General features: G+C 71.4%; 18 protein-coding genes. 9 read left to right on the top strand and 9 right to left on the bottom strand.

Going from position 1 to position 18,988, the window contains the following annotated elements:
- The first annotated feature begins 34 nt into the window (after positions 1-34).
- Positions 35-550, top strand: coding sequence for a MarR family winged helix-turn-helix transcriptional regulator (locus OG866_RS03925; RefSeq protein WP_329331962.1), 516 nt, complete (start codon positions 35-37; stop codon positions 548-550).
- Here OG866_RS03925 and OG866_RS03920 read toward each other — a convergent pair.
- Complete coding sequence (locus tag OG866_RS03920) at positions 508-1,677, bottom strand: MFS transporter (RefSeq protein ID WP_329331961.1); 1,170 nt, start codon at positions 1,675-1,677, stop codon at positions 508-510. The genes OG866_RS03925 and OG866_RS03920 overlap by 43 nt on opposite strands.
- Positions 1,678-1,731: 54 nt before the next feature.
- Here OG866_RS03920 and OG866_RS03915 point away from each other — a divergent pair, with 54 nt between their 5' ends.
- The 4 genes from OG866_RS03915 to OG866_RS03900 all read left to right on the top strand — a co-directional run bounded on the left by OG866_RS03915 (position 1,732) and on the right by OG866_RS03900 (position 5,838).
- The gene (locus OG866_RS03915) at positions 1,732-2,481 is read left to right on the top strand and encodes an AraC family transcriptional regulator (protein ID WP_329331960.1); all 750 of its coding nucleotides are present in this window, start codon (positions 1,732-1,734) and stop codon (positions 2,479-2,481) included.
- A 73-nt stretch (positions 2,482-2,554) separates the two neighbouring features.
- Positions 2,555-2,935 carry a DoxX family protein gene (locus OG866_RS03910; protein ID WP_329331958.1) on the top strand — a complete coding sequence of 127 codons (381 nt, stop codon included), beginning with the start codon at positions 2,555-2,557 and terminating at the stop codon, positions 2,933-2,935.
- Positions 2,932-3,399, top strand: a complete 468-nt coding sequence (locus OG866_RS03905) for a peroxiredoxin (RefSeq protein WP_329331957.1) — start codon at positions 2,932-2,934, stop codon at positions 3,397-3,399. Before OG866_RS03910 ends, OG866_RS03905 begins: the two co-directional genes overlap by 4 nt.
- 99 nt (positions 3,400-3,498) lie before the next feature.
- Positions 3,499-5,838 (top strand): SpoIIE family protein phosphatase, encoded by a 2,340-nt coding sequence (locus tag OG866_RS03900; RefSeq protein ID WP_329331956.1) that lies wholly within the window; start codon positions 3,499-3,501, stop codon positions 5,836-5,838.
- 14 nt (positions 5,839-5,852) lie between these two features.
- On the opposite strand, the gene OG866_RS03895 is transcribed toward OG866_RS03900, so the two are convergent.
- Positions 5,853-6,287 carry a cupin domain-containing protein gene (locus OG866_RS03895; RefSeq protein WP_329331955.1) on the bottom strand — a complete coding sequence of 145 codons (435 nt, stop codon included), beginning with the start codon at positions 6,285-6,287 and terminating at the stop codon, positions 5,853-5,855.
- A gap of 115 nt (positions 6,288-6,402) precedes the next feature.
- On the bottom strand, positions 6,403-7,233 hold the full coding sequence (locus OG866_RS03890) for an aldo/keto reductase (protein WP_329331953.1): 831 nt from the start codon (positions 7,231-7,233) through the stop codon (positions 6,403-6,405).
- Between the two features lie 96 nt (positions 7,234-7,329).
- Between OG866_RS03890 and OG866_RS03885 the strand changes: the two genes are divergently transcribed.
- Positions 7,330-8,394, top strand: coding sequence for a LacI family DNA-binding transcriptional regulator (locus OG866_RS03885; RefSeq protein ID WP_329331952.1), 1,065 nt, complete (start codon positions 7,330-7,332; stop codon positions 8,392-8,394).
- Here the strand turns inward: OG866_RS03885 and OG866_RS03880 are convergent, their stop codons facing one another.
- From OG866_RS03880 to OG866_RS03865, 4 genes are read right to left on the bottom strand one after another with little or no spacing between them, the layout of a single operon-like run.
- Positions 8,395-9,762: a glycoside hydrolase family 32 protein gene (locus OG866_RS03880; protein ID WP_329331951.1), complete on the bottom strand. Its 1,368-nt coding sequence runs from the start codon at positions 9,760-9,762 to the stop codon at positions 8,395-8,397.
- The gene (locus OG866_RS03875) at positions 9,759-10,613 is read right to left on the bottom strand and encodes a carbohydrate ABC transporter permease (protein WP_329331950.1); all 855 of its coding nucleotides are present in this window, start codon (positions 10,611-10,613) and stop codon (positions 9,759-9,761) included. The genes OG866_RS03880 and OG866_RS03875 overlap by 4 nt, the downstream gene beginning before the upstream one ends.
- A gap of 17 nt (positions 10,614-10,630) precedes the next feature.
- Positions 10,631-11,584, bottom strand: a complete 954-nt coding sequence (locus OG866_RS03870) for a carbohydrate ABC transporter permease (protein ID WP_329331948.1) — start codon at positions 11,582-11,584, stop codon at positions 10,631-10,633.
- Complete coding sequence (locus OG866_RS03865) at positions 11,581-12,990, bottom strand: extracellular solute-binding protein (protein WP_329331947.1); 1,410 nt, start codon at positions 12,988-12,990, stop codon at positions 11,581-11,583. The genes OG866_RS03870 and OG866_RS03865 overlap by 4 nt, the downstream gene beginning before the upstream one ends.
- A gap of 147 nt (positions 12,991-13,137) precedes the next feature.
- On the opposite strand from OG866_RS03865, the gene OG866_RS03860 reads away from it, so the two are divergent.
- From OG866_RS03860 to OG866_RS03850, 3 genes are read left to right on the top strand one after another with little or no spacing between them, the layout of a single operon-like run.
- On the top strand, positions 13,138-14,685 hold the full coding sequence (locus OG866_RS03860) for a glycoside hydrolase family 32 protein (protein WP_329331946.1): 1,548 nt from the start codon (positions 13,138-13,140) through the stop codon (positions 14,683-14,685).
- A gap of 20 nt (positions 14,686-14,705) precedes the next feature.
- Positions 14,706-15,302 carry an AAA family ATPase gene (locus OG866_RS03855; protein ID WP_329331945.1) on the top strand — a complete coding sequence of 199 codons (597 nt, stop codon included), beginning with the start codon at positions 14,706-14,708 and terminating at the stop codon, positions 15,300-15,302.
- 20 nt (positions 15,303-15,322) lie between these two features.
- On the top strand, positions 15,323-16,300 hold the full coding sequence (locus OG866_RS03850) for a TauD/TfdA dioxygenase family protein (RefSeq protein WP_329331944.1): 978 nt from the start codon (positions 15,323-15,325) through the stop codon (positions 16,298-16,300).
- A 2-nt stretch (positions 16,301-16,302) separates the two neighbouring features.
- Here OG866_RS03850 and OG866_RS03845 read toward each other — a convergent pair whose 3' ends face one another.
- On the bottom strand, positions 16,303-17,331 hold the full coding sequence (locus OG866_RS03845) for an LLM class flavin-dependent oxidoreductase (RefSeq protein WP_329331943.1): 1,029 nt from the start codon (positions 17,329-17,331) through the stop codon (positions 16,303-16,305).
- Positions 17,332-17,402: 71 nt separating this feature from the next.
- The gene (locus tag OG866_RS03840; RefSeq protein ID WP_329331942.1) at positions 17,403-18,905 is read right to left on the bottom strand and encodes a metallophosphoesterase family protein; all 1,503 of its coding nucleotides are present in this window, start codon (positions 18,903-18,905) and stop codon (positions 17,403-17,405) included.
- Positions 18,906-18,988 lie beyond the last annotated feature (83 nt).

Here is an 18,988-nt window from a genome sequence, read left to right as displayed (position 1 = left end):
TTGAGTTACGCAACAATATGGTAAAGTGGCTCCCATGGCCACACCACCGCTCCCCGAGATCCCCGTCGGCCCCGTGTCTCCGCAAGTGACCGAGATCGAGCGGGCGCTGAACCGCATCACGTACCTGAGCACGCGCGCCCGGCAGCACGAGCGGCTCATGGCCCTGGCCGGAGTGCCGCTGGACCGGGCCGCCGTGGCGCTGCTGCGGCAGGTCGCCGACTCCGAGCCGCTGCGCCCGGGGGAGCTGGCCAACCGGCTGGGCGTGGAGGCCTCGCATGTGACGCGCACGGTGCAGCAGCTCCAGAAGTCCGGCTACGTCACCCGGGTCCCCGACCCCGACGACCGGCGCGCCCAGCGCATCGAGCTCACCGACGCCGGCCGGCTCGCCGTCGACCGGGTCCGGGACGCGGGGGCGCGCGGCATGATGCTCGCGCTGTCGCAGTGGTCGCCGGAGGAGCTGGGGCAGCTCGCCACGCTGTTCCACCGCATGGTCGACGACTTCCTGGCCTACGCCGTCGACGAGGAGCCGGAGCCGGCGGGCACGGCCTGAGCCTCCGGGTCCGGCTCCCGCAGTCCGCACAGCAGGAGCCGGCCCACAAGGGGCAGCGCGATGAGCGGGGCGAGCGCGACCTGGAGGGACGTCGCGTCGGCGAGCGCCCCCACCGCCGGGGCGGCGAGGCCACCCACGCTCACGGTCAGCCCCAGCGTGACCCCGCTCGCGGTACCGACACGCCGCGGCAGATAGTCCTGGCCGAGCGTGACGTGCAGGGAGAACGGCACGTACAACCCGGCCGACGCGAGCCCGACGAACAGATAGACGCCCGGTCCGGGCACGAGCACCACCCCCGCGACGGCGAGCACCGTCAGGACGTACGACCGCCGCACCACCGTCAGCCGCCCGTACCGCTGCGCGAGCCGGCCCCCGAGGACCGTGCCGAAGGCCCCGCCCGCGTAGAGCACGCACAGCGCGGCCGTGCCCGCGGCGTCGCCGCCGCCGGTGCGCTGACGGACGTGGAGCGAGACGAAGGCGCTCAGCCCGACGAACACCACCGACCGGCAGACGATCGCCCCCGACAGCCGCAGGAACGACGACCGGTCGTCGCGGCCGGAGCCGGCCGCCGTACCGGCCGTCCCCGCACGGTCGCCCGCGGCGCGCACCGCCGCCGCGCACAGGGCCGCGCCCACGAGGGCGGGCACGAGCAGCAGGGGAGTGGCGTGCAGACCGCCCATGGCGACCACCGCCATGACCAGCAGCGGCGCCGCCGCGAAGCCGACGTTGCCGCCCAGGGCGAACCAGCCCATCGCCGTGTGACTGCCCCGCGCGGCGGCACGGGCGGCACGGGCGGCCTCCGGATGGTAGGCGGCCACCCCGATGCCGGACACGGCGACCGCGGCCAGCGTCAGCCCGTACGAGTCGGTGACCCCGCTCAGCGCCACCCCGGCCCCGCCCGTCAGCGTGCTCAGCGGCAGCAGCCACGGCATCGCCCACCGGTCGGTGAGCGCCCCGAACAGCGGCTGCACCACCGAGGACAGCAGGGACGCGGCGAGGACGACGCCCGAGGCGGCGGCGTAGGTGTAGGCGCGCTCGGCGACGAAGTACGGCACCAGGGCGGCGACGGCACCCTGGTAGACGTCGACGCAGGCGTGCCCCAGGGAGAGATGGCGTATCGCGGTCATGACCTGATCGTCCCGAGGTCAGGGCATGGCGCGCTTTCGATAAACTGCCTCCTTGTGCCGGACATCCGCCATACACCCGAGGCGCCGACCCGGGCGCAGAGCCTGGCCGCCGGCGAGCGCATCGACGCCCACCGGCACGACGACCACCAGATCGTCTACGCCGGGTCGGGAGTCCTGGCCGTCACCACCGACGCCGGTACCTGGTTCGCACCCGGCAACCGGGCCATCTGGGTCCCCGCGGGCACCGTCCACGCGCACCGCGCCCACGGTCATCTCCATCTTCACCTGGTCGGCCTGCCCGCCGACGACAATCCGCTCGGCCTGGACGCCCCCACCGTCCTCGCCGTCGGCCCGCTGCTGCGCGAGCTGATCGTCGCCTACACCCGCGACCCCGGCGACCAGGGCCCCGAACGCCGCCGCCTGCTCGCCGTCCTGCGCGACCAGCTCCGCGCCTCACCCCAGCAGCCGCTGCGCCTGCCGACCGCCACCGACCCGCGCCTGGCCGCCGTCTGCGCGATCCTCCACGCCGACCCGGCCGACCCACGCACCCTCGCCGCCCTCGGCACCGCCACCGGCGCGAGCGAACGCACCCTCAGCCGGCTCTTCCGCACCGAGTTCGGCATGACCTTCCCGCAGTGGCGCACCCAGTCCCGCCTCTACCACGCCCTGCGCATGCTGGCCGACGGCCAACCCGTCACGACCGTCGCCCATCGCTGCGGCTGGTCCTCCACCAGCGCCTTCATCGATGTCTTCCGCCGTTCCTTCGGCCACACGCCAGGGACCCACAACCGGCCTTCCCCGTAAGGAAAGAGGCCGCCGTACGACCTGCTTGTACCGTCCAGTAATATCGCGCGGCAGGCCCCCCATAGGAGGAACCGTGCCCCGGTCCCCACGTTCACCCCTGCTGCTGGCCGGCCTGCTGGCCGGGGTAGGCGTCACCCACTTCACCTCGCCCCGCTCCTTCGACGCGACCATCCCGAAGTTCCTGCCGGGATCGCCGAGGACCTGGACCTACGCCAGCGGCGTCGCCGAGTTCGCGCTGGCGGCGGGGCTCGTGGCGCCCCGCACCCGGAAGGCCGCCGCCCTGGCCTCCGCGGCCTTCTTCGTCGGGGTCTTCCCGGCGAACGTGAAGATGGCCGTCGACTGGCGCCACCGTCCCACCCCGCAGAAGGCCGCCGCGATCGGACGGCTGCCCCTTCAGGTGCCCCTCGTCCTGTGGGCCCGCAACATCGCACGGAACACGGAGGCCCAGGTATGAGCAAGCGCATCGACGTCGGCGACAAGGTCGAGGACTTCGAGCTGCCGGACGAGACCGGCACACCCCGCAGCCTGACCTCGCTGCTGGCCGACGGGCCGATCGTGCTGTTCTTCTACCCGGCCGCGCTCACCGCCGGCTGCACCGCCGAGGCCTGCCACTTCCGTGATCTCGCCGCCGAGTTCGCCGCGGCCGGCGCCCGGCCCGTCGGGATCAGCGGGGACTCCGTGGAACGCCAGCAGGAGTTCTCCGGCAAGCACGCGCTCGGCATGCCCCTGCTGTCCGACGCGGACGGGGCCATCCGGGAGAGGTTCGGAGTCGCCCGCGGATTCTCGCTGGCGCCCACCAAGCGGGTCACCTTCGTCATCGCGCAGGACCGCACCGTTCTGGAGGTCGTCCGCAGCGAGCTGCGGATGAACACCCACGCGGACAAGGCACTGGCCGCTCTGCGGGCCCACGGGAAGTGACGAGAAACCGTACTCAAGGGCCCCGCTGGACGTGACGCCCGAGTCCGGGAGGCCGTACCGAGGTTGATGCGGTGCGGCAAAGGGACCATCCTGGACGATATGGAGCATGCCTCCGCCGCGGCGATCATCGACGCCCACGGCACGGTGACGGGGTGGAGCGACGGTGCCCGGCGACTGACCGGCCACCCGGCCGAGGAGGTCGTGGGGCGGGCGGTGCGTGAGCTGCTCGCCGAGGACCCGCCGCCCGAGACCGTCGCCGCCCGGGCGGGCACCGTCGTCCTGCGGCACCGCGACGGCACGCCCGTCGCCGTGCCGGTGCGGGCCTGCGAGGTCCTCGGCCCGGACGGGGCGCCCGGCGGATTCGTGATCACCGCCGAGCAGCCCGGCGGAGCCGAGCCCACCCTGGCCGGGCAGGCCTTCCAGCAGGCCTCCATGTCCATGTCGGTCTTCGACCCCCGCCAGCGCTATCTGCGGCTCAACGAGGTCGCCTGCCAGGTGATGGGCGTCCCCGAGGAGGCCCTGCTCGGCCGCTACTTCCCCGAGACCGTGGAGGAGGCCGAGCACAGCCGGGGCTTCAACTGGCATCTGCGGCACGTCGCCGAGACCGGCCGGCCCATCCACTACGAGAGCTACACCCGTGCCCCCTCCGGCAGCCGCTACCACGCCTGGAACATCGAGATGTGGCCGGTGCGCAACGCCCTCGACGAGCTCGTCGGCGTCGGCCTCGCGGCGTTCGACAGCACCGAGCAGCACTGGGCCCGGCGCCGGCTGGCCCTGCTGAACGAGGCGGCGGACGCCATCGGCACCACCCTGGACGTGGTCCGCACCGCCGAGGAACTCGTCTCGCTCGTGATCCCGAGGTTCGCCGACTTCACCAGCGTCGACCTCCTCGAATGGGTCCTCGGCCCCGACGAACCCCCGAGCGTGCTGCCCCAGGACCTCGTCCTGCGCCGGGTCGCCCACGGCTCGGTGACCGAGGGCACCCCGGAGGCCGCCGTGCACCTGGGCTTCACGGACGTCTACCCGCCGTACTCGCCGCCCGCGCGGGCCATGCGGGAAGGGCGGGCCGTGCTCAGCCGCGCCGGGGAGCCCTCCTTCGACCGCTGGGTGCGAGAACGCAACGCCCGCGCCCCCAAGGGCAAGCCCTACCGGGAAGGCGCCCACTCACTGATCGCGGTGCCGCTGCGGGCCCGCGGCATCACACTGGGCGTCGCCGTCACCATCCGCATCGGCGACGCCGACCCCTACGTCCCGGACGACGCCTCCCTCGCCGAGGAACTCGCCAGCCGGGCCGCCGTCTGCGTCGACAACTCCCGCCGCTTCGCCCGCGAACGCACCACCGCGCTCGCCCTCCAGCACAGCCTGCTGCCCCGGGGACTGCCGGGGCAGGCCGCCGTCGAGGTCGCCCACCGCTATCTGCCGTCCGGCTCCCTCGCCGGCATCGGCGGCGACTGGTTCGACGTCATCCCGCTGTCCGGCAGCCGCGTCGCCCTCGTCGTCGGCGACGTGGTCGGCCACGGCATCTCCTCCTCGGCGACGATGGGCCGCCTGTGCACCGCCGTCCGCACCCTCGCCGACGTCGACCTGCCGCCCGACGAACTCCTCACCCACCTCGACGACCTGGTCACCCACCTGGCCGCCTACGACGGCGACGACGACGTGGCGGAACTGGGCGCCACCTGCCTCTACGCCGTCTACGACCCGGTCTCGCGGCGCCTCAACTTCGCCGCCGCGGGCCATCCGCCGCCCGCCCTGGTGCTGCCCGACGGCACCTCGGAATGCGTCCCCATGACCGCGGGACCCCCGCTCGGCGTCGGTGGCCTGCCCTTCGAGGCCACCGAGGTGGAGCTCCCCGAGGGCGCGATCGTCGCCCTCTACACCGACGGCCTCATCGAGGACCGCGACCGCGACATCGACCACGCGACCAGCGAACTGTGCCGGGCCCTGACCGCGCCCGCCAGCTCCCTCGACGCCCTGTGCGACACGGTTCTCAAGGCGGTGCTGCCGGAGGAGCCCAGCGACGACGTGGCCCTCCTGCTGGCCCGCACCCGGGCGCTCGGCGCGGACCGCGTCGCCACCTGGGACATCCCGCCCGACCCGGCGCACGTGGCCCAGGCCCGGCAGGCCGCCACCGAGCAGCTGACCGCGTGGGGACTGGACGAGGCCGCGTTCGTCACCGAACTCGTCGTCAGCGAACTGGTCACCAACGCCATCCGGTACGGCGAACCACCCGTCCAGCTCCGCCTGATCCGCGACCGGACCCTCATCTGCGAGGTCTCCGACGGCAGCTCCACCTCACCGCATCTGCGGCGCGCCCACGCCTACGACGAGGGCGGCCGAGGACTGCTCCTTGTCGCCCAGCTCACCCAGCGCTGGGGCAGCCGGCAGACCGGCTCCGGCAAGACGATCTGGGCCGAACAGCCACTGCCCCCGGCCTGAGCGCCCGGGGCCTGCTATTCGAAGGGGCAGCCGGGGTTGGGCGCGTCCTCGGAGAACGGCGCGCCGTGCGGCAGCACGTACAGCACGTCCAGGACGAGCGGGGTGTCCCCGAGGTTGCGCCCGATGTGCACGTGGCCCGGACCGGCCGGCTCCTGGACGAAGTCGCCCTTGTCGTACACGCCGTCCGACGCGCAGCTGGAGTCGAAGTGGCTCAGCGTGCCCTGCCGAACCAAGGCGTAGAGCGGACCGTCGTGGTAGTGCCAGCCGGTGGCCTGGCCGGGCGGAACGGTGATCTCACGGACGACATAGTCCGTGTCGCCCACGGTCTTCTGGCTGATCAGCTTCGCGCTGACCCCGGGACCCGGCGGTGTCGCCCGGGCGGTGCCACCGGTGAGGACGGCGGCGACGGCCACCGCCCCGGCGAGTCCGACGCGGAGTGAAGTGCGCACAGGGGGCCTCCAGAGTCTCGAACGGACGATCGGCGAGGTGCCGCAGCGAACATAGAGGCAGCAGAGGGGAGTTGGGGGCGCCTTCGGCGAAACATCACGTCGAGGACCGCCCCGTTCAGAACTCCTCGTGCGTCTCCGGGTCCCCGCCCATCCGCCGGTGGCCCCGGTCCGCGATCGCCGCCATCTGGCCGGGGCTCAGCTCGAAGCCGAAGACGTCGAGGTTCGCGCGCTGCCGCTCGGGGTCGGCCGACTTCGGGATCGGCACCGCGCCGAGCTGGGTGTGCCAGCGCAGCACCACCTGGCCGGGAGTCACCCCGTGCGCCTCGGCGACGCTGATCACCATGGGGTCGTCCAGCAGGCCGGAGCCACGGCCCAGCGGGCTCCAGCTCTCGGTGCGGATGCCCTTCGCGGTGTGGAAGGCGCGCAGCTCCTCCTGCGGGAAGTGCGGATGCAGCTCGACCTGGTTGACGGACGGAAGTACGCCCGTCTCCTTCTCCAGCCGCTCGATGTGCGCGGGCGTGAAGTTGGAGACCCCGATCGACCGTACGAGACCGTCCTCACGCAGCTTGATCATGGCCCGCCAGGAGTCCACGTACTTGTCGACGCGGGGCAGCGGCCAGTGGATGAGATACAGGTCCACATAGTCCAGGCCGAGACGGCGGCGGGACTCCTCGAAGGAGGCCAGGGTCTCCTCGTAGCCGTGGTGCCGGCCCGGGAGCTTCGTGGTCACCACGATCTCCTCGCGGGGGACCCCGGCACGGGCGATGCCGAGACCGACACCGGCCTCGTTGCGGTAGTTCGTCGCCGTGTCGACCAGGCGGTAGCCCAGTCCCAGGGCGGCGGTCACCGCGCGTTCCGCCTCCGCGTCCCCCAGAGGCCAGGTGCCCAGGCCGATCGCCGGGAAGCGTGTGCCGTCGTTGAGCGTGTGTTCCGCGATGTCGATCACTGCCGGACCTTTCCCTCGACCATGTCGTCCCTCCAGCGTCACGGATAGGGTGAGCGGTGATCAAGCGGACGGGCGGGGATGAGGACAGCGGACGGTATGGGCAGCACCGAGGAGACGCAGCCGGCGCGCAAGGGCCGCCCCACGTCACGGGACGTCGCGCGGCTCGCCGGTGTCTCGCACACCGCCGTCTCCTTCGTGTTCAACGGCCGCGCCGAGGGCAACCTCTCGCCCGCCACCCAGGAACGCATCCGCCAGGCCGCCGCCCAGCTCGGCTACCGCCCCGACCCCGTCGCCCGCGGCCTGCGCCGCCGCCGTACGGCCGTGATCGGCCTGGTCACCGACGAGATCGCCTCCTCGCCCTTCGCCGGCCGGCTGCTGCGCGGCGCCATGGAGACCGCCTGGGACAGCGAGCACCTCGTCCTGACCGTCGACTCCGGCGGCGACCCGGCCAAGGAGGACGCGGCGGTCGCCGAGCTCCTCGACCGGCGCGTGGACGGCATCATCTACGCCGCCTTCTCCCTGCGCCGCGTCCGTGTCCCCGAGGGCCTGCACCGCACCCACTCCGTCCTCGCCAACTGCGTCCCCGAGGACGACTCCCTGCCCGCCGTCATCCCCGCCGAACGCGCCGGGGGCCGTACGGCGGCCCGGCTCCTCCTCGACAAGGGCCACCGCAGGATCGCCCATGTCGGTGGCCTCGACGACATCGCCTCCGTGGAACGCCTGCGCGGCTTCCGCGACGCGCTGCGCGCCGAGGGGATCACCGTCCCCAAGGAATGGGTCGTCCGCACGGGCGGCGAGATCTCCGGCGGCCACGAGGGAGCCCTGCGGCTCCTGGACGGCGTACCCGCCGACCGTCGCCCTACCGGCATCTTCTGCTACAACGACCGGGTCGCGGCGGGCGTCCTGCACGCCGCGACCCGGCTCGGGATCACCGTCCCCGAGGACCTGTCCGTGGTCGGCTACGACGACCAGGAGCACATGGCCGCCCATCTCTCCCCGCCCCTCACCACGGTCGCGCTGCCGCACCGGGCGATGGGCGAGGCGGCGACGCGGCTGCTCCTGGACGCCATCGACACGGGCAAGACGCCGCCCGCGACGGTACGGCGTCTCGCGTGCCCGGTGATCAGCCGCGCGTCGGTGGGACCCGTTCCCCTCCGGTGATCAGCTGTGCGCGGGTGGGACGTGCTCCCATCCGATGACGGTCGCCCCGGCTCCCGTCACCGTCAGCTCCGGTACGTCGCCGTCGCGTCGGTAGATCCGCTCGGTGACCGTCGCCCGGTCGTCGACGAACACCTCCAGCAGAGAGCCGTCGGCCAGGATGCGCACCTGCCGTGCGGGCGCCCGCACGATGACCGGCGCCGCGCCGCCCACGCCGCGGTCCACGGTCACCCTGCCTTCGTCCGGGTCCAGCACGACGGTCAGTTCGGTGCCGTCGGTGGACCGCAGCAGGCCGACGGTCGTCCGGGTGCCGGCGGTGACCGTCAGGTCGTACGACCTTGGCAGCGGGGTCCGTTCGTCCGGCGCGGTCACGAACGGCTCGGGTGCGCGCAGCAGTTGGAGTTCCGGTGCCGGTACGACGCTCAGGGCCCCGTCGGCGTGGACGTCCACGACCCTCGGTGCGGTGAGGGTGCCGGCCCAGCCCGCGCGGTCGACCTCGCCCTGCTCGCGGGACTCCCACGACCAGCCCCACATCAGGGCCCGGTCGTCCTCCTGGAGTACGGCGGGGGCGTAGAAGGCACCTCCGTGGTCGAGTTGGCCGCCGCCGCGTGCGACGAACCTCAATCCGGCGTCGGTCGAAGGTGTCAGACGGCCCGTCAGATATCCCGTGCTCATGGGGTCGCCGTCCCACAGGGACACCACCAGAACCCACTCCCCGCTCGCCGTCGCGTACAGCTGCGGGCATTCCCAGCCGACCGCCTTGTCGCCGAACACATCGGTCGCCACAGGGTCGTTGCCGTCCAGGAGGACGCCCGCGAACCGCCAGTCGGCCAGGTCGTCACAGTCGTAGAGCAGGACGGAGGGGGTGCCGTCGGCGTGGCCCGCGCCGACCAGGGCCCAGCGTCGTCCGCCGTCGCGGAAGACGAACGGGTCGCGGAACATCACCACGTCGAGGCCGTCCGGCGGGCCGCTCACGACGGGCTTCGGCAGCGGCTTCCAGTCGGTGAGGGTCTCGTCCTCGGGGACCACGGACCGGGCCAGGCAGATCGTGCCGAGGCCGGTGTGGTGGCGGTCGATGCCCGTGTAGACGGCGGTCGGTGTGCCGTCGTCGTCGACCAGGCAGCCCGACCAGCAGCCCGCCTCGTCGGGGCCGCCGGGCGTCGGGGTGAGCGCGATGGGGTGGTGCTCCCAGTGGGCGAGGTCGGCGCTGGAGGCATGGCCCCAGTGGACGTTCGCGTGGACGGAGGCGTCCGGGTTGTGCTGGTAGAAGAGGTGGTAGCGGTCCCGCCAACGGAAGGGCCCGTTCGGGTCGTTGATCCAGTGGGCGGGCGGACGGACCCTGAAACGCGGGGCGTCGGGGTCGATGTTCAACGGTTGACTCCTGCGGACGTGATGCCCTCGCGCAGAGGGCGCTGGCCGACGACGAACACGGCGACGGCGGGGATCATGGAGAGCACGACACCGGCCAGGACCACCGAGATGGAGCCGGTGCCGAGGTTGCCCTGGAGCGAGACGAGGCCCAGCGGCAGGGTGTAGTTCTGGCCGGAGGTCTCCAGGATCAGTGGCCGGAAGAACTCGTTCCAGTGGTAGTTGAAGGCCAGCACGCCGACGATCGCGAGGCCGGGCGTGGCCAGCGGGGCGTAGACCGAGCGGAAGGTCCGCCAGGGGCCGCAGCCGTCCAGCATCGCCGCCTCGCCCAGGTCCTTCGGCATGCCGAGGAAGTACTGCCGCATCAGGAAGGTGCCGAAGGCGGTCGGGAACGCCGGAATGATCAGACCGAGCAGCGTGTCGGTCAGACCCATCGACTTGAGCACCAGGAACACCGGAACGATCGTGACCTGCAAGGGGACCATCATGGTCGCGAGGACGAGACCGAACAGCGGCTTCTTGAAACGGAACTCCAGACGGGCGAACGCGTACCCCGCGAGCCCGGCCGTGATCATCTGGCCGACCGCGATCAACGCGGTCACCAGGGTGGAGTTGAGGGCCAGCAGCCACACATCGATCTGATCGAAGACACCGCGGTACGACTCGATCGTCGGGCTGGTCGGAATGATCTTCGGGGGGAGGTCGAAGGACTCGGCAGGAGTGCGCAGTGAGGTGGAGACGGTCCAGATGACCGGTCCCAGGGTCAGCAGGGCGCAGACCGCCAGTCCGGCGATCCGCGCCCAGGGCGCGAGGGTCCGCCGTGCCCGGCTCGCGGTCAAGGTCGCTTGGCTCATAGGGGAGTTCACCCGGCTCACTGGTAGTGGACGAAACGCCGGCTGAGCCGGAACTGGAGGGCGGTGACCGCCATGACGAGCACGAACAGGAGCACGCCCACCGCGGACGCCTCGCCGAAGCGGAGCTGCTCGAACGCGGTCTCGTAGATGACCATCACGACGGTGCGGGTGGAGTCACCGGGCCCGCCGTTGGTGAGGACGTACGGCTGCTCGAAGACCTGGAGCGCGTTGATGATGCCGACCACCGACGCGACCAGCAGGGTCGGCGACAGCAGCGGCAGGGTGACGGTGAGGTGCTTGCGCAGACCGGTCGCGCCGTCGAGGGAGGCGGCCTCGTGGATCTCCTTCGGGATGTTGTTCAGACCGCCGACGAACAGCAGGAACGAGAAGCCGAACTGCTGCCAGACATAGACCAGGATGACCGCCGCCATCGCGGAGTTCTCGGAGGTCAGCCATGGCACCGGGGCGATCCCGATCAGCCCGAGGAGCCAGTTGACGACGCCGAAGTCCTGGTTGAACAGGTACTTCATCACCACCGAGATCGACGCGGCGGAGAGGATGAGCGGGAAGAAGAACGCCGAGCGGAACACCGACCGCAGCCACACCGGCATCCGCCCGTTCACGGCCAGGGCGAGGGTGAGCGCGATGAACAGCTGGAGCGCCACCGCGAGCACCATGAACACGAGCGTGTTGCGGAAGGAGACCAGGACGGTCGAATCGGTCACCATCTCGCGGTAGTTGTCCGCTCCGGCGAACGTGGGCGAGTCGATCACGTTCCAGTGGAACAGGCTCAGCACGACCGATCCGACGATCGGGACGACCGTGAAGATCACGATCCCGACGATCGTCGGCGCCAGGAACAGCGCGGCCAGCAGCCGGGTCCCGCGCTCGCGGGCGGAGGGCCGGGGCGCGGGGGCGGCTTCGGCCACCTGCCGCTTCGGCCGTACGGCGGGTATCTGGGTGTTCGTCATACGTCACGCTCCATGGCCTTCTCCAGATCGGACTGCATCCGGCGCAGCGCGGGGGCCACCGAGCGGCGCGAGGCCAGGGCGGTCCCGGTGTGCTTGAGCAGCACCTGCTCGACCTCGGCGACCTGCGGCGGGGCGGGGATGGGCCCGGTGTCCGGGAACTTGTCGAGGGTGTCGTAGAAGACCTGCCAGTGGTTCGGGCCCATCTCCCGGTAGCGGTCGGCGGTCAGCATCGAACGGCGGGCCGGGGTGGTCTGGTTGGTCTCGAAGAGCCGCATCAGGGTGTCCCTGCGGGACGCGAACTTGATGAACTCCCAGGCCTCGTCCTGGAGTTTCGAGGTCCGCAGCAGGGCGTAGCCGGCGGCGCCGAACTGCATGCGCTGGGTGCGCCAGCGCGGGAAGTACTGCACGTCGAAGCTGCCGTTCTTCATCCCCGCGAGGTTCAGTCCGCCCGCCCAGAAGCCGCCCGCCGGGGTGACCCCGACCCGGCCGGTGGAGAACACGCCGATGAGGTTCTGGCCGTTGCCGCCCTCGGGGCGGGTGCACAGGTCCTCCTGGATGAGGGAGGCCAGATAGTCGTACGCTTCCTCGACGCGCTCGTGCGTGGCCTGCGGGGTCGTCCAGCGGTAGCCGCCCCCGCGGCCCTGCCGGTCGGCGGCCGGGTAGAAGGAGTCCCACAGCCAGGCGCCGCCCGGCGCCTTGGACTCGCTCAGCAGGTTGGTGCCGTTGGCGAACAGCCAGGGCACCACCCCGCCCCACAGGCGGTTGGTCCAGAAGTACGGCGTGAACTGCGAGCCGCTGGACTTCTTCATGTCCCGCAGCAGCGTGGTGAAGTCGTCGCGGGTCCAGTCGGCCGCCGGGAAGGACGCGCCCGCCCGCTTGAGGACCTGGCTGTTGAGGTAGATGTCGGCCGCGTTGAACTCGACGGGGAGCTGGTAGAGGCTGCCCTCGTACATCATCGACTCGACCAGTGAGGGGTGGACGTCGGCGAAGTACTCGCGCAGTTCGTCCGCGTCCCGCTTCACCCACTTGTCGAGGGCGACGCCGAGGCGCTGGGCGAAGAGCTGGACGCCCTCGGTGGCGACGTAGACGAGGTCGGGGGCGGTGCCCGCCGCGATCTGGGTGAGGATCTTCGCGAAGAAGTCCGACCAGTCCGTGGCCTGCACGGCGTTGATCCGCAGCTTGATGTCGGGGTGGAGCTTCTTGAAGCCCTCGGTGAGCGTGCGGATGGCCTCCGGGCCATAGGCCGGGCCGAGGGTGGCGACGACGAGGGAGCCGTCGTCACGGCCGGGTATGTCGGCTCCGGTGAGCCGGTCCCAGCTCGCGGCGGTGCCGGCCAGCGCGGCGGCACCCGCGCCGTAGGCGCCGTACCGCATCAGCGAGCGGCGGGAGAAGTGCGAGTCGGTCATCCAACGGGCCTAACTCGTGTTAGTTCAGGGTTGATGCCCCAGATGATGGAAAGCTCGCCACGTCCCTGTCAAGGGTCGTGACGGCTTCACCTTTAACGAGTTAGAAGCCTTGACCTTTAACGTGTTAGGTCGCACAGTCCTGAGGCCATGAGACTTTCCAGAAGAGCGCTTCTCGCGGGATCGGCGGCCGGCGCGGCCGGTGCGCTGCTGCCGACGGCACCGGCCACCGCGAAGCCCAAAGCGGCCGGGACCTGCGCGAGTTACCGCGCCGCGTACCACTTCACGGTCCCCGACCAATGGAAGAACGACCCGCAGCGGCCGGTGTGGATCGACGGCGAGTACCACTACTACTACCTGTACAACGCCGACTACCTCACGGGCGGCACCGAGGCGGGCACCGCCTGGCGGCTGGCCACCAGCCGGGACCTGGTCTCCTTCACCGACCGGGGGATCGCCATCCCGAAGGACACCACCGTCAACGGTGACCTCTGGTCGGGCTCGGCGGTCGTCGACACCGGGAACACGGCGGGCTTCGGAGCGGGCGCGGTGATCGTCCTGGTCACGATGTCGCCCGGCGGGGGCACCGACCACCAGGAGCAGTTCCTGTACTACTCCACCGACGGCGGCCGCACCTTCCTCCCGCACGGCACCGACCCGGTGCTGCCCAACCCCGGAGTGCGCGACTTCCGCGACCCCAAGGTCATCCGCGACGAGGAACGCGGCCGCTGGGTGATGGCCCTCGCCGAGAACACCAAGGTCGGCTTCTACCACTCGGCGGACCTCAAGTCCTGGACGTACGTGGGCGGGTTCGTCAAGGACGGCATCGGCGTCCTGGAGTGCCCCGACCTGTTCCGCATCACCGCCGCCGACGGCACCGTGAAGTGGGTGCTGGGCGTGAGCGCCAACGGCAAGGGGTCCGGGCAGCCCAACACGTACGCCTACTGGACCGGTTCCTTCGACGGCACCGCCTTCACCGCCGACGCGAGCGACCCGCAGTGGCTGGACCACGGCTGGGACTGGTACGGGGCTGTCACCTTCGAGAAGCGGGCCGCGAACGGCACCCTCGACGAGCGTGCCCGCTACGCGATCGGCTGGCTGAACAACTGGGACTACGCCAACACGACCCCCACCATCGACTGCGACGGCTTCAACGGCACGGACTCGATCGTCCGCGAGATCACCCTGAAGCGGGCCTCCAACGGCACCTACTACCTGGCCTCACGCCCGGTCGCCGCTCTGGACGACCACGTCTCGCGCACGATCGAACTCGGCGACCTGACGGTCTCCGGCACCCGTGTCCTCGACTACACGGGCCTCTCCTACGAGGTGACGACCGAGGTGACCTGGCAGTCGCTGACCGGCGCCGGCTTCCAGTTGCGCCGCTCGGCCGACGGGGGCCGCCACATCGACGCCGGCGTCTACGGCGACTACGCGTTCCTCAACCGCCGTAACACCGTGAACCCCGACACCTCCGGCCGATGGCAGGAGAGCCACAGCCCCTTCGACCCGTCCGCCCGCACGGTGAAGCTGCGCATCCTGGTCGACCGGACGTCCGTCGAGATGTTCGTGGACGACGGGCGGTACGTGCACTCGTCGGAGGCGTTCCCGTATCTGGTCGACACGGGGCTCGCGCTGTTCTCGATCGACGGCACGGCGGTGTTCCGGAACACGGTGATACGGGAGTTCGCCGTGTGAGGTCCCCTAGGGTCGGGGAGATGCGCGTACTGCTCATCGGGGGGACCTCCCACACCGGCAAGTCGACCGTGGCCCGGGCCGCCGCCGAGCGGCTCGGGTTCACCTGCCGTCCGACGGATCTGCTGGCCCGGCATCCCGGCCGACCCTGGCGGACGCCGGACCGGGAGGTGCCGCCGCATGTCGCCGAGCACTACGGCACCCTCGGCGTCGACGAGTTGATCGACTCGGTGCTCGACCACTACGCGGGCCTGTGGCCGCGGATCGAGGAACTGATCACCGAGCACGCCGAGGGCACCGGTCCAGGCCTGGTGCTGGAGGGCTCCGCGCTCTGGCCCAGCCGTGTCGCCACGCTCGACGTCCCCCACGTCGAGGCCGTCTGGCTCACCGCGGACGAGGAGGTGCTGGCCGACAGGATGCACGCGTCGGCACGGTACGGGGAGGCGACGGCGGAGGAGCGGCGTCTCGTGGACACGTTCCTCGCACGTGCGGGGCGTTTCCAGGAACTGGTGCGGGAGTCCGTCGACGCGGCCGGGCTGTGCCGCATCGACACCACCGGGCGGACCGTGACCGACCTGGTGGAGGAGATCCTGGTCAGGCACGGTCGCCAGGGCCCGTGATCGCTGACACGATCTTCGTCATGACGACGAATGCGGACAGGGACGCGACGGCGGCGGAAGGCGTGTCCGGGATCGAGGTGAAACCGGTCGCCGGGCACATCGGGGCGGAGATCACGGGCGTCGACCTGGCCGGAGACATCGACGACACCGTGGTCGCCGCGATCCGTGCGGCCGTACTGCGGTGGAAAGTGGTGTTCTTCCGGGATCAGAAGCTCGATCACGCCGGGCATGTGGCGTTCGCGCGCCGGTTCGGCGAACCGGTGGTCCTGCGGAAGCGGGGCAGCGCCTCGCCGCCCGACTTCCCCGAGGTCGAGACGACCGCCGACCGGCTCGAACTGGGCGGGAAGTTCGGCATGGAGCACGACGAGTGGCTCCAGCGCCGCCGCCACACCCTGCTGCGCGGCTGGCACTGCGACCACGGCGCCCGCGTCGACCCGCCCGCCGCGACGATCCTGCGCGCCGAAACCGTCCCGCCCTACGGCGGCGACACCACCTGGTCCAACCTGGCGGCCGCGTACGCCGGACTCTCCACCCCCGTACGGGAGTTCGTGGACGGCCTGCGCGCCGAGCACCGGCTCGGTGTCGGCTACCAGCCCCGCCCCGGCGACGACTCCTACGTCCGCCACCTCCTGGACCACCAGGTCGCCACGCTGCATCCGCTGGTCCGGGTGCATCCGGAGACGGGGGAGCGGATCCTGTACGTCAACGGGTACTACGTCGAGCAGATCGCCGACGTCTCCCGGGCGGAGAGCCGGGCCCTGCTGGACATGCTGCTGGAGCAGGCGGTACGGCCCGAGTACACGGTCCGCTTCCGCTGGGAGCCGGGCAGCGTGGCGTTCTGGGACAACCGGGCCACGATCCACCTCGCCCCCAGCGACAACACGCACCTGGACTTCCCCCGCGTCATGCACCGGGTGATGCTGACCGGCGAGGTCCCCGTGGGCGTCGACGGCGAGCCGTCCCAGCCGGTCGTCGGGACCGCCCCCGGCCGCTGGTGACCTCAGCCCGCGGGCTGCCACCCCAGCGCGGGCCCGAGCCTCGTCGCCATGTCCGTGAGGATCTGGACGTAGTCCTCGTGCCCGAAGGTGAACGGCAGCGCGAACGCGACCTCGTCGACCTCACGGAACGCGGCGTGCGCGTGCAGGCGTTCGGCGATCTCCTCGGACGTGCCGACGATGTCCGGCGCGAACATCAGCCGGGCCGGGCCCTGCGGTGACGTGGTGCGGGGGGTGCGCTTGGCGGCGTACTCCTCGTACTTCGCCCGCTGTTCGGGCGAGGCCGAGTCGGTCGGGATGACGACGAGTCCCTGGGAGACCCGGGCGGCCTCGCCGTCGGGGTGGGCGGCGCGGAAGGCGCGGATGTGGGACAGCTGGATCTCGGCGAAGTCCGTTGTCTCCTCGGGATGTTCGGCCTTGACGACGCTGCTGGTGAGGAAGTTCATGCCGTGTTCGCCGGCCCACCGCGCCGAGCCGAGGCTGCCGCCGCCGTACCAGAGGCGGTTGCCGAGCCCGGGGGACTGCGGCTGGACTCGATCAGAGAACACCTCGAAGCCCTCGACCCCGCTGAAGTCGGTCGCCGGCTTGCCGCGCACGAAGTCCAGCAGCCGCCGCACCCGCTCGTAGGAGAAGTCCTCGGCGTCCGCCGTGTCCGGGTAGAGGGCCTCCTTGACCTGGTCGTAGTGCATCGGCGGGCCCACGCTCACCCCCGGGTTGACCCGGCCCCCGGACAGCAGGTCGACGGTCGCCAGGTCCTCCGCCAGCCGCAGCGGGTTCTCCCAGCCGAGCGGGATGACCGCGGTGCCCAGCTCGATGCGGCGGGTGCGCTGCGAGGCGGCCGCCATGACGGCGACCGGGGACGAGATGCCGTACTGGAGGTGCCGGTGGCGCAGCCAGGCACTGTCGAACCCGAGCCGCTCGCCCAGCTCGATGATCTCCAGCGTGGACTCGTGCCCGCGGCGGGGGTCCGTCTCGTCGAAGAGCCCGATGGTGAGGAAGCCGAGCTTGCGCAGAGGACGAGAGGTGGGTGACACGGGCCCCTCCACGGGTCATGGATCAACGTCGTACGGCAGTGCCAACCCGGTCGCGTTCCACGATGTTCCCGTCAGGTCAGGGCGATGGTGACCTCGTCCTCGACGGGCGGGTCGACCTCCTGGGCGCGGTTGCCGGTCGCGGCGTGGCAGCGCAGCCGTACCGACTCCGGGGTGACGTCCAGGCGCAGGAAGCACTTGAAGAACGGCGGGCTGTAGGTGGCCGAACTGGGCGAGAAGAGCTGCGTGTAGATCTTGCGCACGGGGAGCCGGAACCGCTTGGCCTGGTCGGGGCGGCGGCCCGTCCCCAGCAACCCGGCGACCAGGCGGGTGCGCCGGGTGATACGGGCGTCGGGGTCGTGCGAGCGGCCCGGCCGGATCTGCAACCGCTCGGCGACGACCGCCGTCGCCTCCGCCTCGCTGAGGGTGAAGAAGCGGCGCAGCCGTAGCCGACGGCCGTAGAGCCTGCTGTAGAAGGCCAGGGAGTCGCCGCGCAGGGGGTAGCAGCGGAAGGTGTCCTCGGTGACGTTCGCGATGTCGACCCGCGGGATGGTGTGGGTGGCGTGCATGAAGGCACCGCCGCCGCCCGAGACCACGTACTGGATGGTGCGGCCGTCCACATCGACGGGATAGCGCTGGTAGTTGTGGATGTCGCCGCCGATCGCCGCGACGTAGTGGTGCGCCGGGTCGCGGACGATGTCGTCGACCGTGCCGCCACCGTCGATGGGGCAGGGGTGGTGCTCGCCGTCCACGTACAGGGGCGAGCCGGTGACCAGGATCTTCGGGCGCGGTCCCTGGGAGACCTCGCGCAGCCAGGCGCCCTGCTCGGCGTCCAGGGTCCCGAGCAGGCCGGTGTCGATGCCTATGATCCGTACCGGTCCGGCGTCGATCGCCCAGTACGGGCCCGGCTGGACGCCCTGTTGGGCCGGGTCGGACCGCAACTGCCGTACCGCGTCGAGTCGTTGACCGTCACTGCGGCGCGGGCGGTGCCAGAGCAGGGAGCGCAGCCAGGCGCGGCTGAGCGGGCGCGAGGCGGGTTCGGGGGTCAGCGGCGGGGCGTCGTCGCAGAAGACGCGCATGAACCCGCCGAGGTCCTCGTACCAGTCGTGGTTTCCGGGTATCGCGTAGATCGGGGCGCGATAGTCCTGGTACGGGCGGAAGAACTTGGTGCCGTAGTCGTCGGCGCTGCCGACCGGGTAGATGACGTCACTGGCGAGGACGGTGAAACGGGTGTCCTGACTGACCTTCAAAAACCCTGGCACGACGGCATATTGGGACGCATCTCCCTCGCCGGTGTCGCCGATGACCATGAAGGAGAAGCGGTCCGGGTCGTCCCGTCGGATCACCTTGTCCGCCGGTGCGCCCGCCTCGGCCCGCTGGGCGACCCAGCGGCTGCGGGTGCGGCCCGTCGGGTCACCGAACCAGGAGGCCAGTACGCCGTTGCGGGCCGCCCACAGCATCCTCGGGTCGAGCCACGAGATCTTCTCGACCTCGGACGGCATCAGGCGCTCGAAGTCGCCGCGCTCGGCTGCACCCCAGCCGGCGCCCTCGGCGGTATCGCGTGAAGAGTCAGACACCGGTGCACCGTAACAATGATCTATAGGAGGCCGATCGGCGGGGATCCTCGGTACCCGTGAACGGGCCGGGTGGCGCGGGGCGT

Origin of the sequence: Streptomyces sp. NBC_00663, from assembly GCF_036226885.1 — a bacterium.
Classification (GTDB): Bacteria; Actinomycetota; Actinomycetes; order Streptomycetales; family Streptomycetaceae; genus Streptomyces.
Note: the sequence above shows the minus strand (reverse complement) of the source record. Positions and strands in the feature narration are given on the sequence as shown.

Coding starts and splice junctions, on each gene's coding strand:
- OG866_RS03925 (WP_329331962.1), top strand. CDS start 35: ATGGCCACACCACCGCTCCCCGAGATCCCCGTCGGCCCCGTGTCTCCG.
- OG866_RS03920 (WP_329331961.1), bottom strand. CDS start 1,677: ATGACCGCGATACGCCATCTCTCCCTGGGGCACGCCTGCGTCGACGTC.
- OG866_RS03905 (WP_329331957.1), top strand. CDS start 2,932: ATGAGCAAGCGCATCGACGTCGGCGACAAGGTCGAGGACTTCGAGCTG.
- OG866_RS03900 (WP_329331956.1), top strand. CDS start 3,499: ATGGAGCATGCCTCCGCCGCGGCGATCATCGACGCCCACGGCACGGTG.
- OG866_RS03885 (WP_329331952.1), top strand. CDS start 7,330: ATGGGCAGCACCGAGGAGACGCAGCCGGCGCGCAAGGGCCGCCCCACG.
- OG866_RS03875 (WP_329331950.1), bottom strand. CDS start 10,613: ATGAGCCAAGCGACCTTGACCGCGAGCCGGGCACGGCGGACCCTCGCG.
- OG866_RS03870 (WP_329331948.1), bottom strand. CDS start 11,584: ATGACGAACACCCAGATACCCGCCGTACGGCCGAAGCGGCAGGTGGCC.
- OG866_RS03865 (WP_329331947.1), bottom strand. CDS start 12,990: ATGACCGACTCGCACTTCTCCCGCCGCTCGCTGATGCGGTACGGCGCC.
- OG866_RS03860 (WP_329331946.1), top strand. CDS start 13,138: ATGAGACTTTCCAGAAGAGCGCTTCTCGCGGGATCGGCGGCCGGCGCG.
- OG866_RS03855 (WP_329331945.1), top strand. CDS start 14,706: ATGCGCGTACTGCTCATCGGGGGGACCTCCCACACCGGCAAGTCGACC.
- OG866_RS03850 (WP_329331944.1), top strand. CDS start 15,323: ATGACGACGAATGCGGACAGGGACGCGACGGCGGCGGAAGGCGTGTCC.